Origin of the sequence: Flavobacterium sp. N2820 (assembly GCF_025947285.1) — a bacterium.
Classification (GTDB): domain Bacteria; phylum Bacteroidota; class Bacteroidia; order Flavobacteriales; family Flavobacteriaceae; genus Flavobacterium.
Map to the genome: position 1 here is coordinate 532389 of NZ_CP110008.1, position 15683 is coordinate 548071.

Annotated in this window: 12 protein-coding genes; 5 read left to right on the forward strand and 7 right to left on the reverse strand. The window is 31.8% G+C overall.

From position 1 onward, the window contains the following. Positions 1–97: 97 nt before the first annotated feature. From clpB to fahA, 3 genes are all read right to left on the reverse strand, one after another. On the reverse strand, positions 98–2701 hold the full coding sequence (gene clpB / locus OLM52_RS02515; RefSeq protein ID WP_264549574.1) for an ATP-dependent chaperone ClpB: 2604 nt from the start codon (positions 2699–2701) through the stop codon (positions 98–100). A gap of 254 nt (positions 2702–2955) precedes the next feature. Next, on the reverse strand, positions 2956–4614 hold the full coding sequence (locus OLM52_RS02520; protein ID WP_264549575.1) for a T9SS-dependent choice-of-anchor J family protein: 1659 nt from the start codon (positions 4612–4614) through the stop codon (positions 2956–2958). A 180-nt stretch (positions 4615–4794) separates the two neighbouring features. Then, complete coding sequence (gene fahA / locus OLM52_RS02525; RefSeq protein WP_264549576.1) at positions 4795–6081, reverse strand: fumarylacetoacetase; 1287 nt, start codon at positions 6079–6081, stop codon at positions 4795–4797. A 112-nt stretch (positions 6082–6193) separates the two neighbouring features. Here fahA and glyA point away from each other — a divergent pair, with 112 nt between their 5' ends. After that, on the forward strand, positions 6194–7468 hold the full coding sequence (gene glyA / locus OLM52_RS02530) for a serine hydroxymethyltransferase (protein WP_264549577.1): 1275 nt from the start codon (positions 6194–6196) through the stop codon (positions 7466–7468). 91 nt (positions 7469–7559) lie between these two features. Here the strand turns inward: glyA and OLM52_RS02535 are convergent, their stop codons facing one another. The 4 genes from OLM52_RS02535 to OLM52_RS02550 form a co-directional block, all read right to left on the reverse strand. Then, positions 7560–8396, reverse strand: a complete 837-nt coding sequence (locus OLM52_RS02535; protein ID WP_264549578.1) for a flagellar motor protein MotB — start codon at positions 8394–8396, stop codon at positions 7560–7562. 71 nt (positions 8397–8467) lie between these two features. Then, positions 8468–9463, reverse strand: coding sequence for a glycosyltransferase family 2 protein (locus OLM52_RS02540; RefSeq protein ID WP_264549579.1), 996 nt, complete (start codon positions 9461–9463; stop codon positions 8468–8470). Continuing rightward, a complete protein-coding gene (locus OLM52_RS02545; protein ID WP_264549580.1) occupies positions 9460–9867 on the reverse strand; it encodes a hypothetical protein in 408 nt (135 codons plus the stop codon). The genes OLM52_RS02540 and OLM52_RS02545 overlap by 4 nt, the downstream gene beginning before the upstream one ends. Before the next feature lie 2 nt (positions 9868–9869). Beyond that, positions 9870–10316 (reverse strand): type I restriction enzyme HsdR N-terminal domain-containing protein, encoded by a 447-nt coding sequence (locus OLM52_RS02550; protein ID WP_264549581.1) that lies wholly within the window; start codon positions 10314–10316, stop codon positions 9870–9872. Between the two features lie 63 nt (positions 10317–10379). Here OLM52_RS02550 and holA point away from each other — a divergent pair, with 63 nt between their 5' ends. From holA to OLM52_RS02570, 4 genes are all read left to right on the forward strand, one after another. Further along, complete coding sequence (gene holA, locus OLM52_RS02555; protein ID WP_264549582.1) at positions 10380–11384, forward strand: DNA polymerase III subunit delta; 1005 nt, start codon at positions 10380–10382, stop codon at positions 11382–11384. Between the two features lie 67 nt (positions 11385–11451). Beyond that, positions 11452–11634, forward strand: coding sequence for a CAL67264 family membrane protein (locus OLM52_RS02560; protein WP_026725732.1), 183 nt, complete (start codon positions 11452–11454; stop codon positions 11632–11634). 85 nt (positions 11635–11719) lie between these two features. Beyond that, positions 11720–13411 carry an energy-dependent translational throttle protein EttA gene (gene ettA / locus OLM52_RS02565; RefSeq protein ID WP_264549583.1) on the forward strand — a complete coding sequence of 564 codons (1692 nt, stop codon included), beginning with the start codon at positions 11720–11722 and terminating at the stop codon, positions 13409–13411. Between the two features lie 72 nt (positions 13412–13483). Further along, the gene (locus tag OLM52_RS02570) at positions 13484–15682 is read left to right on the forward strand and encodes an ATP-binding protein (protein WP_264549584.1); all 2199 of its coding nucleotides are present in this window, start codon (positions 13484–13486) and stop codon (positions 15680–15682) included. Position 15683 lies beyond the last annotated feature (1 nt).

Consider the following 15683-nt stretch of genomic DNA (forward strand, 5'->3'; position numbering starts at 1 on the left):
TGTTTGTTTTTTGGTTAGTTACTCAAATGTAATAAAAAAACACTTAACATCAATTAAGATGCTAAGTGTTCAACTAATCAAATCTATAAAAACTAATTTATTTTACTAATTCACTTTCGTTTCTAAAAACCAATTGCCCGTCAAAAGCGTCTAGCAAAATAATACTATCAGTAGTTACTTTTCCAGCCAAAATCTCTTTACTCAACTGATTAAGAACCTCTCTTTGAATGACTCTTTTCACTGGTCGTGCTCCATATTGTGGATCGTAACCTTTTTCGGCTAAATAATCAATCGCTTCTGGAGTTGCATCCATTGTTATGTTTTGGTGTGCTAACATTTTGGTTACGCTTTTCAGTTGCAAACCAACAATTTGCTTGATGTTGGCACTCGTTAATGGCGTAAACATTACAATTTCGTCAATTCTATTGATAAACTCAGGTCGTACTGTTTGTTTTAATAAACCTAAAACTTCTACTTTGGCAGCTTCGGTTACGGCTTCGATATTTCCTTTTAGGTTATCAAATTTGTCCTGAATTATCGCGCTTCCCATATTAGAAGTCATGATGATAATGGTATTTTTGAAATCCGCCACACGACCTTTGTTATCAGTCAATCGTCCTTCGTCCAAAACTTGTAATAAGATATTGAACGTATCAGGATGCGCTTTTTCAATTTCGTCCAAAAGAATTACAGAATACGGTTTTCTTCGCACCGCTTCAGTCAATTGTCCGCCTTCGTCATAACCTACGTATCCTGGAGGCGCACCAACTAATCTACTTACCGAATGACGCTCTTGATATTCACTCATATCAATTCGAGTCATCGCGTTTTCATCGTCAAATAGATATTCGGCTAACGCTTTGGCTAATTCGGTTTTTCCAACACCTGTTGTTCCTAAGAATAAGAACGAACCGATTGGTTTTTTCATGTCTTGCAATCCGGCACGACTTCTTCGCACAGCATCGCTCACCGCTTCAATTGCTTCTTCTTGACCAACCACTCGATAGTGTAATTCGTCTTCTAGTTTCAAGAGTTTTTCTCTTTCACCTTGCAACATTTTCATTACTGGAATTCCAGTCCATTTGGCTACGACTTCGGCAATATCTTCGCGAGTTACTTCTTCTTTAATTAAGGAAGTTCCTGCTTGATTTTCTGCTAATTGAATTTGCAAAGCATCCAATCGCTCTTGCGCTTCTTTAATTTTTCCATAACGAATTTCGGCTACTTTTCCGTAATCACCATTGCGTTCGGCTTGTTCGGCCTCCATTTTGAAATCTTCAATTTCTTGTTTGACGTTTTGAATATTGTCAACAACATCTTTCTCAGATTTCCATTTGGTGAAAATTTCGTTTCGGTCTTCTTTTAAGTTTGCCAAATCCAAACCAAGAACTTTTAACTTGGTTTCATCATTCTCACGTTTAATAGCCTCAATTTCGATTTCTAATTGCATGATTTTTCTATCCAAAACATCCAATTCTTCGGGTTTTGAATTGATTTCCATACGCAATTTAGAAGCCGCCTCGTCCATCAAGTCAATTGCTTTATCTGGAAGAAAACGATTGGTAATATAACGTTGCGATAATTCGACAGCCGCAATAATAGCATCGTCTTTGATTCGCACTTTATGGTGGGTTTCATATTTTTCCTTGATACCACGTAAAATCGAAATCGCACTTTCTGTATCAGGTTCATCGACCATTACTTTTTGGAAACGTCTTTCGAGTGCTTTGTCTTTTTCAAAATACTTTTGGTATTCGTCTAAAGTTGTTGCACCAATCGCGCGCAATTCGCCACGAGCCAAAGCAGGTTTAAGAATGTTGGCTGCATCCATGGCACCTTCGCCACCGCCAGCTCCAACCAACGTATGGATTTCGTCAATGAAAAGTACGATATCACCTTCTGCAGATGTAACTTCTTTTACGACTGCTTTTAGTCTTTCTTCAAACTCACCTTTGTATTTTGCACCTGCAATCAATGCGCCCATATCTAAAGAATAAACGATTTTATCTTTTAGATTTTCAGGAACATCGCCATCTACAATTCGGTGTGCTAAACCTTCGGCAATGGCTGTTTTACCAACTCCAGGCTCACCAACCAACATCGGATTGTTTTTAGTTCTACGAGTTAGAATTTGTAAAACTCTTCGAATTTCTTCGTCACGACCAATCACAGGATCGAGTTTACCACTTTTGGCTAGTTCGTTGAGGTTTTTAGCGTATTTATTTAAGGAATTGTAAGTTTCTTCCGCAGATGCAGAAGTTACTCGTTCACCTTTACGCATTTCGTCTATAGCGGCATGCAATCCTTTTTCAGTAACACCTTGATCTTTCAAAATCTGTGCGACTTTGCTTTTCGATTTGAAAATAGCTAAGATTAAATGTTCGATAGAAACAAATTCATCGTTCATTTTTTTAGCAATGATTTCGGCTTCGTTTACAGTAGTTGCAGCATCACGAGAGAACATAATGTCGCCACCAGAAACTTTCGGAAAACTTTGAATGGTGCTATCCAATACTTTTTTGAAAAGCTCCACATTAACGTTGAGTTTTTTCAAAATGAAAGGCGTTACATTTTCATCGACTTCGAGAATTCCTTTAAATAAGTGTTCGTTTTCGAGTTGTTGTTGCCCAAAACTTTGTGCAATTTGCTGTGCTTGTTGCAAAGCTTCTTGCGATTTGATTGTGAATTTATTGATGTTCATTTTTTAAATTGTCTTTTTAGTTAGTTGTTTGATATGGATTATTCAATATGTATTCCAATGTAAAATAATCGGTCAAAATGACATTTTATAATAAAAAATGATGAAATTTGATGTCAAAATGTCATTTTTTTGACAAAAACCTGTTTTTTTATTAAAATTTAAAAATAAATAAATGTTGTGTTTTTATTTTATTTTAACAAAAAAACTCCGAAAGATGATTTCGGAGTTTTAGTATTGAAAAAATAATTTTGATGTTAATTAATAATCATCTTCTTTGTAATTGCACCAGATTCAGACTGGATATTAATTGTATAATTTCCAGTGCTTAATTTTGATATATCTAAATTGTTTACTGAATTATTATTTAAATTATAGAAAGATACAATGCGACCGCTAATGTCATAAATAGTTGCATTGATTAAATTTAGTTCACTATTGTTTAATATTCTGATATTGTTTTTAGCTGGATTTGGATATAAAGTTATTGAATCAGTATCTAATTGATTATTATTTGTACTTAATATATCCATGAAATTTGGTCTAATTACAAAACTTTTGGCAAAATTAGCTCCAAATGTTTCAACATTAGCCCATGAACCTGATGGAATTGTTGGCCAATTTACCCAAACAGTACCAGGAGTAAAAATTGCATCTGTATTTGCAACTTGGATATTTAAGGTACCTTCTTCAATAGCAATTAAATATGTTCCTGGAGTAAGTGTGAAATTTCCACTAACAATATTGGCTGTGTATAAATTATTTACAGTACTAACAATTGTTACTGGAACAGTTTGTGCAATAATTGCATTAGGTACACCAGCTACCATGTCCCAAATAGTTGCATATGTTGTTGTTCCTGTTAAAGTACCATCTGAATTATTTAGAATAAAACTTACTGACACAATATTTGTTGGATTTACAATTTCAAACTCTTGTCCTAGTTGTCCACTTGTTCCTGCTCCAATCCCTAAAGATCCAGTTATAATATTATTGTCTCTTGCATAAGTATTTTCAATTTCTTTACTATAGCTTATCGTATTGTTTAATAAATCTGAATCTGTTTCTGTGCTTGTAAGTACATGAGTAAATGTATAGCTACCAGAAGTTGTTGGAGTATATCCTACCAAATTTACAGTTTGATTTGCTCCTGATGCTAAACTTGCAATAGGGGTACTGTTTTCAGTATATACAAGTGTTGATGCTAAATCATATACATTTAATGTAACTACTAGATTAGTCATTGCATTGACGCCTAAATTAGAAACTGTTATATTTGAATTTAAATTTCCAGCTTGAGAAAAAGGTATTCTTGAATACTCGTTAGAAGAGGTTGCACTTATATTCGAATCATAACTTAAAGTAGAAATTACTTCTATGTTATCTACTAAAAGTAAAAATTTGTCATTACTATTGTTTCTCCAAGAAATATATACAGTTTGTCCTGAATATGCTGATAAATCAACTGAACGATTTGTTATTGTTGAGCTCTCTGCAGTTGTAGAAAATAAAACGACACTAGAAGCAGCTATATCTGCAGTAGTGGTCGATATTCTTACTTCATATCCATCTGGAAAAGCAGCATCAGGTGAGTAAGCATCCCATGATAAAACATTGTTGTTTGTCAAAGTTATAGGAGGTGACATCATCCAGTCATTTGACACTCCAGCAGGAGTGTACCAAGATGTACTTGTAGCCATAATATTTGCTGCATTATTTGGGTCAGCTCTAACAATCCATGCGTTTGTCATATAGGAAACGCTAGCATTAGGAGTTAATCCGTCTACATTGAAAAGTGTCCATCCTGTAGGGAATGTTCCTCCTGTTCCTTCAAAATCTTCAAAAAATATTGTTTGTGATTGTCCAGAAAAATAGAAACAAAAAATAATAACTAATAAAGAGTATTTTTTTTTCATAATATATTTGTTTTTTTACATTAAAAGCAAATATAGATTTAATTATCCGTTATTAGTGTAAATCGTTCAAAATAAGTACATTTAATCAATTTGTCTATTTAAATTTTATAGGATAGGGTTGTATATAAAAAAACTCCGAAAGATGATTTCGGAGTTTTTAATTTAACTTGAATATATAATTTAAAATTTCAAATCGATTGCAGGTAAAAGTTTACTTGAAACCTCACCAAAACCAATTCTAAGGTTTTCTTTTTGACAATACCCTCTAATAATTACTGTGTCGTTGTCATTAATAAATTTACGTTCAGATCCATCATTCAGTTGCAATGGTTTTTGCCCGCCCCAACTCAATTCTAACATTGAACCATAAGAGTCTTCTGTTGGACCAGATATGGTTCCACTTCCCATCATATCGCCCGAATTTACTCTACAACCATTAATGGTATGATGTGCTAATTGTTGTGCCATTGACCAATACATGTATTTAAAGTTTGATCGTGAAACAACAGTTTCTTGAGCATTCTCCGGCTTAATTGCTACTTCTAAATTAATATCAAAAGCTTTAGCTCCTTTTTGTTGTAAATAAGGCATTGGTTCTGGTGATTGCTCAGGACCTTTTACTCGGAAAGGCTCTAAAGCATCCATCGTTACAATCCAAGGAGAAATTGACGAAGCAAAGTTTTTCGCTAAGAAAGGTCCAAGTGGTACATATTCCCATTTTTGAATATCGCGTGCACTCCAATCATTAAATAAAACCATTCCGAAGATATGTTCTTCGGCTTCTTCTACAGGAATTGGTTCTCCCATTAAATTAGCATCAGTTGTAATAAAAGCAGTTTCTAATTCAAAATCCACTAATCTTGAAGGGCCAAAAACAGGAGTAGTTTCTCCGTTTGGTAATGTTTGACCGTAAGGTCTATGTACCGGAATTCCTGACGGAACAATCGTAGAACTTCTTCCATGATAACCTACAGGAATATGTAACCAATTTGGTAACAGTGCATTTTCTGGATCACGAAACATTTTTCCAACGTTTGTAGCGTGTTCTTTTGAACTGTAAAAATCAGTGTAATCTCCAATCTGAACAGGTAAAAGCATTTCGATATCATCTACACTGAAGATGACAACTTCTCTGTGCTCTTTGTTGTCTCTTAAAGTTGCGTTAGTTTCATCAAAAAGCTCGGCTAAACGATTTCTTACTAAACGCCAAGTTTTCTTTCCGTCAGAAATAAAATCATTAAGCGTGTCTTGCATGAACATATCATCTGTAAGTTCAATTCCTTCAAAATATCCTAATTGTTGAAGAGCACCCATATCGATAGCGCAATTTCCAATTCGGGTTCCAATAGTAATAACATCTTCTTTTGTGATGAATACACCAAATGGAATATTTTGGATTGGAAAGTCACTATTTTCAGGAACATTTATCCAAGATTTTCTTTGGGGGTCGTTTGCAATATTTGGCATATGTATATTGTTAGTTTGTTGTTGAAAAATTATGAATCAAATATAAAATTATCTAGCAATGTAACAAACCTTTTTTGTAAATTTGACCTAATTTTAACGAATATTTATTGCAATGCAACGCGACGAACAAATTTTTGACTTAATTCTTGACGAACAAGATAGACAAATTCATGGAATTGAATTAATAGCTTCTGAAAACTTTGTAAGTGACCAAGTAATGGAAGCTGCAGGTTCATGTTTAACAAACAAATATGCTGAAGGATATCCCGGTAAAAGATATTACGGTGGCTGTGAAGTAGTAGATATAGTTGAGCAAATTGCCATTGACAGAGCAAAAGCTTTATTTGGTGCTGAATATGTAAATGTTCAACCTCATTCGGGTTCTCAGGCTAATACAGCTGTATTTGCGGCTTGTTTGAAGCCAGGTGATACTATATTAGGGTTTGATTTATCTCATGGTGGACATTTAACACATGGTTCTCCAGTAAATTTTTCAGGAAAATTATATAATCCTGTTTTTTATGGTGTAGAAGAGGAGACAGGTGTTTTAAATTATGATAAAATTCAAGAAATTGCAACTGCAAACAAACCAAAAATGATTATTGCTGGAGCTTCAGCTTATTCTCGCGATATGGATTTTAAACGTTTTCGCGAAATCGCAGATAGTGTTGGGGCTTTATTATTAGCCGATATTTCACATCCAGCAGGTTTAATTGCAAAAGGACTATTAAATGATCCAGTTCCTCATTGTCATATTATAACTACTACAACTCATAAGACATTAAGAGGTCCAAGAGGTGGAATGATTATGATGGGTAAAGATTTTGAAAATCCATGGGGATTAACTACTCCAAAAGGAGAAATTAGAATGATGAGCCATGTGTTAGATATGTCTGTTTTCCCTGGTAATCAAGGGGGACCTTTAATGCATATTATTGCTGCTAAAGCTGTTGCTTTTGGTGAGTGTCTAACAGATGAGTTTTTCCGTTATGCTATGCAAGTTAAGAAAAATGCACAAGCGATGGCAGAGGCTTTTAATAAAAGAGGTTACAAATTAATCTCTGGTGGAACTGATAATCATATGATGTTGATTGATTTAAGAAACAAAGGAATCTCGGGTAAAGATGCTGAAAATGCTTTGGTAAAAGCTGAAATTACAGTGAATAAAAATATGGTTCCATTTGATGATAAATCGCCATTTGTTACTTCTGGTATTCGTGTAGGAACTCCTGCAATTACTACTCGTGGTTTAGTGGAGGAAGATATGGAAACTGTAGTAGCTTTAATCGATAAAGTATTAATGAATTATTCTGATGAAGCTGTTTTAGAACAAGTAGCCGAAGAAGTAAATGATTTAATGAGTGAAAGAGCAATGTTTGTTTTCTAACATTTACTTTAAAGAAATAATAGACATAAATTAAAAAAGCCATCTCTAAAATATAGAGATGGCTTTTTTAATATGAAGTTTGCTGTAAAAACTATTCTTTTGCTAATGTTTTCATTTCTTTTTCAATCATTTCATAAAATTGGTCAATTTTAGGCATGATGATAATACGAGTTCTTCTGTTTTTTGCTCTATTTGCAGGTGAATCGTTTTCTACTAAAGGAATATATGAACTTCTACCGGCTGGAATCAATTGTTTTGGACTAACACCTAATTCTTTATGTAAAACTCTTACAATTGAAGTAGCTCTTTTTACAGATAAATCCCAGTTGTCTAATAAAACTGAGTTTTTAATTGGCACATTATCAGTATGACCTTCAACCATACATTCAAAATCAGGTTTGCTATTGATCACTTTAGCTACTTTAGCTAAAACACCTTTTGCTTTATCACTAACTTCATAACTTCCTGATTTGAATAACAAATTATCGGCAATTGAAATCATCACAACTCCTTTTTCAACATTGATGTTAATGTCTGGGTCGTCAATTCCTACTTCGCGTTTTAAGCTTGTTACCAAAGCTAAAGTTACACTGTCTTTTTTAGTTAAGGCATCTTGTAAACGATTGATTTTTAAATCTTTTTCTTTTAAACTTTCTAATGATTTTTCAAGATTTTCAGCTCCTTTTGTTGTCAAAGTGGTTAAATTCCCCATATTGTTAATCAAGTCTGAATTGTTCTTTTTCAAAAAATCAATTTGATTAGCAAACGCTTCTTTTTCTGTCAAACATGTGTTTAATTTAACAGTTGCAGTGTTTAATAAATCTTGGATTTCTTTGTTTTTAGCTTCTAATTCGGTGAATTTCTTTTTAGAAACACACGATGTAAGTGACATAGTTGCTAATGTCATGATTAAGATTACTCTTTTCATAATGTTTTTTTATTTTTTACAAAATTAACTGGAAATTGTTAAAAAATAGCTTTTTTAAACCTAAACTATTGTTAAAACAAATCAACAAACACCTTGCCATTCTTGATGAAATAACTAAAAACAATACTTTTGATTTTATAATAATGATTTTTTTGAGTTGTAGTTCGTTTTCTACAAAATTGATTTACAAGGTAATAGAAAGCAAAATGGGCTTTAATAATTGCCCAAAAATGTTTAAACTTTCCTTTGAAAATAAATTGTATTCCAGCTAAACCATCTAGAAACAAGCGTGATAATATAATTGTAAACAATTGGTTTTTTGGAAGATTTTTAGTCAACATCAATAATGAGTTTCTAAAATTCAAAAAAGTTTTTCTCGGATTTCCTTCGTTTAAAGTAGCGCCACCAACGTGATAAACAATTGATTTTGAAGTATATTTTGCTTTATAACCTTGATTAAAAGCTCTCCAACACAAATCAATCTCTTCTTGGTGAGCAAAAAACTCATCATCAAAACCATTTAGTTTTCGGTAGACTTCTTTTCGTATGAAAAAGCAAGCGCCTGTTGCCCAAAAAATTTCGATATCATCATCGTATTGATGTTTGTCTTCTTCCACAGTATCAAAAATTCGACCTCGGCAAAACGGATAGCCAAATTTGTCAATAAAACCACCAGCGCCACCAGCGTATTCAAAATGTGTTTTTCTTTTAAAATCTAAAAGTTTAGGCTGAATAATTGCAGTTTCTGGTTGCGTTTCGAATAGCTCTAAAATAGGAGTAAGCCAATTTTTCGTTACTTCAATATCAGAATTCACCAAGGCATAATATTCTTCTTCAACAAATTTCAGGGCTTCGTTGTAGCCTTTTGCAAAACCAAAATTACCCGAGTTTTGAATAATTTTCACTGAAGAAAATTGGTTTTTAAGTACTTCAATTGAGTCATCAGTAGAAGCGTTATCGGCCACATAAATCGTAGCTTCATCAGAAAAAGCAAGTATTGAGGGCAAAAACTGTTCAAGTAATTTTGCTCCATTCCAATTTAAAATGACTACAGCTATTTTTTTCAATTGTTTATTAATTTTTGAATTTGTGATTTTTTGAGATTTCGTTCGAATGAATAAGAGTTAGAAAGTTCGTCTACTAAATCAAGTATTTCTATTGTTTTTGTTAAATAGGCCTTAGATTCATTATTTGCTTTTGAAGAACTCAATTCTGTCATTAAATCGGCTAATTTTTCTAGATGTTGTTCATTAAATTTAAAATTTGAAAGATACTTTTTCATTTCATCTTTTGAAAGTGAAACAAAGAGAGGTAAATCGAAATCTAATTCACACTTAAGCTCATTTGTAACTGAATTTATTGCTTCGATTGAATTTGCTGCAGAATTGCTATTTAAAAAATTTGCTAACAGCCTTTGTAGAAAAAAACCTAATTTTTCAATTTCTGCTTGTATAAAATCACGTTTTTCCATGGTTAATTCGAATATTCAGGAAGTTCTTTCAAGAAAACATATTTTTCGTTTTCAAAATCCATTTGACAAAAATAATGATTCAATCCATTAGTTACCATTAAATATTTAGCTTTCAATACTAAATTATAACGCGCAATTTGGTCAAAAGTATGTTGCGATATTGGAACTTCAGGTGCTTTGCATTCAATTAAAAGGAATATTTCACCGTTGGGTTGAAATACGACACCATCATATCGTTTATTTAAATCGTTAATCTTGATTAATTTTTCAACATTGATAAGTGATTTTGGATACTTTTTTTCTTGTAACAAAAACTGAATTACATGTTGACGCACCCATTCTTCTGGTGTAAGAAGAATAAATTTTTTTCTAATTTCATCAAAAATAGACACTTTATTTTCACTATTTTTGAACCGAAAGGAATAAACTGGAAAGTTCAACTTTTGCATGAAGCAAAAATAGTTATTTTAAACTAACTGCCAACTGCTACTGAACACTGAATACTTAAAACAATGGATGAAGTAATTCAAATTACAAAAGATATAAAAGCCGGAAACATCAAACCTATTTATTTTTTTATGGGTGAAGAACCCTATTATATTGATAAATTAACCGATTTTATTGAGCAAAATGTGTTACAAGAACACGAGCGCGATTTTAATCAATCTGTATTATATGGTCGCGATGTTACTATGGAAGACGTAATTGGCAGTGCTAAACGATTTCCAATGATGGCTGACCGGCAAGTTGTAGTGGTTAGAGAAGCTCAAGAATTATCGCGTCATATTGAAAAATTAGAGGCGTATGCCGAAAACCCGCAACCTACAACGGTTTTGGTTTTTGCTTATAAATATAAAACATTAGACAAGCGTAAAAAAATCACCAAACTTCTAGACAAAGTTGGAGTAGTTTACGAAAGTAAAAAGTTATATGAAAATCAAGTTGGCGATTGGATTAAACGTGTTTTATCAGGACAAGGGTATGCTATTGAACCCAAAGCAGCCGCTATTTTAGTAGAATTCTTAGGAACCGATTTGTCAAAAATCAGTAATGAATTGAATAAATTAAAGATTATTTTACCAAAAGGACATACGTTTACAGCAAAAGATATTGAAGAGAATATAGGCTTTAGTAAGGATTATAACAACTTTGAACTTAGAAAAGCTATTGGCGAAAAAAATCAATTAAAAGCATATAAAATTATAGATTATTTTGCTCAAAATCCAAAAGATAATCCAATGGTGGTTACTACGGGATTGGTCTTTGGTTTCTTTTCGCAATTGTTACAATATCATGGTTTAAAAGATAAATCGCAATTCAATGCAGCTAAAGTATTAAAAGTGAGTCCTTATTTTGTAAAAGATTATGAAGTGGCATTTAGAAATTATCCAATGAAAAAAGTTAGTGCTATTGTTGCTGCTTTGCGTGATATTGATGTAAAAAGCAAAGGTGTTGGCGCTTCTTCTATGTCACAACACGATTTATTAAAGGAATTATTGATTAAAATTTTCAATTAATTGAACGAAATAAAAGTTTTAAAATTTGTAACTTCGCAGTCCTAAAATTTAGCAAAAAACAGGTATTATGGGAATGAATAAAAATACAATATTAGCTTGGGCAACTTTCATAATGATTTTAATGGGGTTGCTTTTAATTGGTCTAGGAATTTATCGCTATGCAGATGTTGCTGGTTGGGGATTTTCTGCTGTAGGTGTTGGATTTTTTGCCATTGCTTGGGTTTTTAATGCCTTAAAAGGAAGAGTGTAATTAAATTAAGAATTAAGAATTATGACTATTATAAATCCAATTAATCTAAAATTCTAATAATCTAACAATCAAATTAATCTAAAAAATGTCAGACGATAAGAAAGTAATTTTCTCAATGCAAAAATTGAGTAAAAGTTACCAAGGAAGTGATAAACAAGTATTAAAAAATATTTACTTAAGTTTCTTTTACGGAGCAAAAATTGGTATTTTAGGTCTAAATGGATCTGGAAAATCATCTTTGTTAAAGATTATTGCTGGAGTTGATAAAAATTATCAAGGAGATGTGGTGTTTCAGCCAGGTTATTCTGTTGGTTATTTAGAGCAAGAACCACAATTAGACGAAACAAAAACCGTAATTGAAGTGGTTCGTGAAGGTGCAGCCGAAATTTTTACATTACTGGAAGAATTCAATAAAATTAATGATGATTTTGGTTTGCCTGAAGTATATGAAGATGCCGATAAAATGCAAAAACTAATGGATCGTCAGGCAGAATTACAAGACAGAATTGATGCTTGTGGTGCTTGGGAAATTGATACCAAATTAGAAATTGCAATGGATGCTCTTCGCACACCAGAAGCAGATACACCAATAAGTGTATTATCAGGAGGAGAAAAGCGCCGTGTAGCTTTATGCCGTTTATTATTACAACAACCTGATGTACTTTTACTTGATGAGCCTACGAATCACTTGGATGCTGAATCGGTACTGTGGCTAGAGCAACATTTACAACAATATGCAGGAACTGTTATTGCAGTAACGCATGATAGATATTTCTTAGATAATGTTGCAGGTTGGATTTTAGAATTAGACAGGGGAGAAGGTATTCCATGGAAAGGAAATTATTCTTCTTGGTTAGATCAAAAATCAAAACGTATGGAGCAAGAAGAAAAAGTGGCTTCGAAACGCAGAAAAACACTAGAACGTGAGTTAGATTGGGTTCGTCAAGGAGCAAAAGGTCGTCAAACCAAACAAAAAGCTCGTTTGCAGAATTACGATAAATTATTAAACGAAGACCAAAAAGAATTAGACGAAAAATTAGAAATCTATATTCCTAATGGACCTCGATTAGGAACTAATGTAATTGAAGCTAAAGGTGTTGCTAAAGCATTTGGTGATAAATTATTATATGATGATTTGAACTTTGTACTTCCTCAAGCTGGAATTGTAGGTATTATTGGGCCAAATGGTGCTGGAAAATCTACTATTTTCAGAATGATTATGGGTGAAGAAAAACCTGATGCAGGAACATTCTCAATTGGTGAGACTGTAAAAATTGCCTATGTAGATCAATCGCATTCCAATATTGATGTGAATAAATCGATATGGGAAAACTTTTGTGATGGTCAAGAACTTATTTTAATGGGTGGAAGACAAGTAAACTCGAGAGCCTATTTGTCTCGTTTTAATTTTGGCGGAAGTGATCAAAACAAAAAAGTTGCTGCCCTTTCTGGAGGTGAACGAAACCGATTGCATTTAGCCATGACATTAAAAGAAGAAGGAAATGTTTTACTTTTAGATGAGCCTACAAATGATTTAGATATCAATACTTTACGAGCTTTAGAAGAAGGTTTAGAAAATTTTGCGGGTTGTGCGGTTATTATTTCGCATGACAGATGGTTTTTAGATAGAGTTTGTACACACATCTTAGCTTTTGAAGGCGATTCGCAAGTGTATTGTTTTGAAGGTAGTTTTTCTGAATATGAAGAAAATAAACGCAAACGTCTAGGAAAGGATGTAGTTCCAACACGTATTAAATACAAAAAATTAATTCGATAAACATTTGTTAAAAAATCCTGATTTAGTCAGGATTTTTTTTTATTTTAGACTTTTACTATATATCCCTAAAAAATGATGTTTTTAAAGCATTTTACAGTCATATTTGTTTTGTTTTGGGTTGTACAGCCTAGTTATTCGCAACATAATTCAAGCGATATAAAGTCAGCAAAAGAATTATTAAAAAAGGCGGGTCAAAGTTTTTTAAATTTAGAATGTAAAAAATCACTCGATTTTGCTAAATCATCATTAGAAATTTCTTTAAAAAATGATGATTATCTGTTGGCAGCAAAAGCTTATAATTTAATCGGGCTAAATTTTGATGAGTTTTCTGATTATAAAAAAGCAATTGAATATTACAATAAAGGGTTGGTTTTAGCAAACAAAACTTCTAACGATACAGTTAAAGCGTGGTTAAATAATAATTTAGGAAATGTTTATTGTTATCGAAAAATTGATTTTAAAAAAGGAATCCATTATTATAAAAAAGGAATCCAATATTCAGAACGATTAAATGATATTTATGAAATAACGTTTTCAAAATTAAACATAGTTAGTGCTTATTTTGCCAACGAAGATTTTAATTCAGGAATTGTTTATTTAAACCAAATTAAAGATTATATAGAAAAAGAAGGCGAAATTGAAGCTAAAATATCTCTTTATTCAAATTATGGATTATATTACAATGCATTAAATATGGATAAAAAGGCGGAAGAATACTATTTAAAATCCGTTGCTTTTTGTGAAAAAAATGACATTGAATTAATTAAATCAAATGCTTCAGTAGTATATGAAGATATTTCTAATTTCTATTTTAAAATCAAAAACTTTGAAAAAGCCCATTTTTATTTGGCAAAACACGACAAACTTCAAGATGAAATTTACAATGAAAATAGAGTAAATGAAGTTAAAATTGCAGGTTTAGAAATTGAACATGATGAAATCAATAGAAAAATCAGCCAAATTGAATCTGAGAAAAAAATTCAGGATGAAAAACTAAAAAATAACAAGCAATTTATAATTTTTTCAGCCATAATCGTTATAATATTAATCCTTCTTTTACTTTCATTCATTAGAAATAACAAACTAAAGTCAAAAATTAATTCTGAACTTAAGCTTGCAAATACGGAATTATTAATCGCCAAGGAAAAAGCAGAGGAAGCCTCACAATTAAAAACACAGTTTATTTCAACCATAAGTCATGAATTGAGAACACCGTTGTATGGTGTTGTAGGAATTACAGATATTATTTTAGACGAGCACAAAGAATTAAAAAATAGTCCACATTTGAAGTCTTTAAAATTTTCTGCTAAATATTTATTGTCATTGGTAAACGATATTTTGAAGGTTTATAAAATTGAAGAAAACCAAGTAGTACTTCAAGATAGTGTATTTAACCTTCATGATGAATTAGTGGTTATTAAAGATTCGTTACATTTTTTAGCAATTAAAAATAACAACCAAATTCATTTAGAAATTGATAGTCAAATTCCTGTTCATTTGATTGGAGATAAAATTAGATTATCACAAATTTTTATCAATCTGATAAGTAATTCGTTGAAATTTACACACAATGGATATGTGACTATTAAAGCTGATTTGTTGGCACTAAAAGACAATAATTGTCAAGTTAAATTTCAAGTAATTGATAATGGAATTGGAATAGCTAAGAAAGATCAAGAAAAGGTTTTTGAAAAATTTGTACAAGTCTATCGCAAAGAAGATGATTATCAAGGAACTGGTTTAGGGCTTACTATTGTGAAGAAAATGGTCGAATTATTCCAAGGAACTATTGAGTTAGAAAGTGAGGAAAATATTGGTACAATCGTTACTTTTATAATTAATTTAGATGCTGATAGCAATAAAATAAATCAAATAATTAACAATTTAGAAGTAGACTTATCGGCTAAAAAAGATTACAATATTTTAGTAGTAGAAGACAATAAAATTAATCAAGTGGTGACTAAAAAATTGTTAGAAAACAATCATTTTAGATGTGTAATTGTTAGTGACGGTTATGCTGCTTTAGAAATTTTAGAAAATAAAAAATTTGATGCTATTTTAATGGATATTAATATGCCATTAATTAATGGATTTGACACCTCTAAACTCATTAGACAAAAGGGAATTTCGATTCCAATTATAGCGGTCACTGCATTTGACAAACAAGATATTGAAGAAAAAATCAAAGATGCTGAAATTGATGAAGTAATTGTTAAACCATTTGATAGCACAAAGCTTTTTGAGGTTATTAAACGATTTGTCGATAAATAGA

Coding starts and splice junctions, on each gene's coding strand:
- clpB (WP_264549574.1), bottom strand. CDS start 2,701: ATGAACATCAATAAATTCACAATCAAATCGCAAGAAGCTTTGCAACAA.
- OLM52_RS02520 (WP_264549575.1), bottom strand. CDS start 4,614: ATGAAAAAAAAATACTCTTTATTAGTTATTATTTTTTGTTTCTATTTT.
- fahA (WP_264549576.1), bottom strand. CDS start 6,081: ATGCCAAATATTGCAAACGACCCCCAAAGAAAATCTTGGATAAATGTT.
- glyA (WP_264549577.1), top strand. CDS start 6,194: ATGCAACGCGACGAACAAATTTTTGACTTAATTCTTGACGAACAAGAT.
- OLM52_RS02535 (WP_264549578.1), bottom strand. CDS start 8,396: ATGAAAAGAGTAATCTTAATCATGACATTAGCAACTATGTCACTTACA.
- OLM52_RS02545 (WP_264549580.1), bottom strand. CDS start 9,867: ATGGAAAAACGTGATTTTATACAAGCAGAAATTGAAAAATTAGGTTTT.
- OLM52_RS02550 (WP_264549581.1), bottom strand. CDS start 10,316: ATGCAAAAGTTGAACTTTCCAGTTTATTCCTTTCGGTTCAAAAATAGT.
- holA (WP_264549582.1), top strand. CDS start 10,380: ATGGATGAAGTAATTCAAATTACAAAAGATATAAAAGCCGGAAACATC.
- OLM52_RS02560 (WP_026725732.1), top strand. CDS start 11,452: ATGGGAATGAATAAAAATACAATATTAGCTTGGGCAACTTTCATAATG.
- ettA (WP_264549583.1), top strand. CDS start 11,720: ATGTCAGACGATAAGAAAGTAATTTTCTCAATGCAAAAATTGAGTAAA.
- OLM52_RS02570 (WP_264549584.1), top strand. CDS start 13,484: ATGATGTTTTTAAAGCATTTTACAGTCATATTTGTTTTGTTTTGGGTT.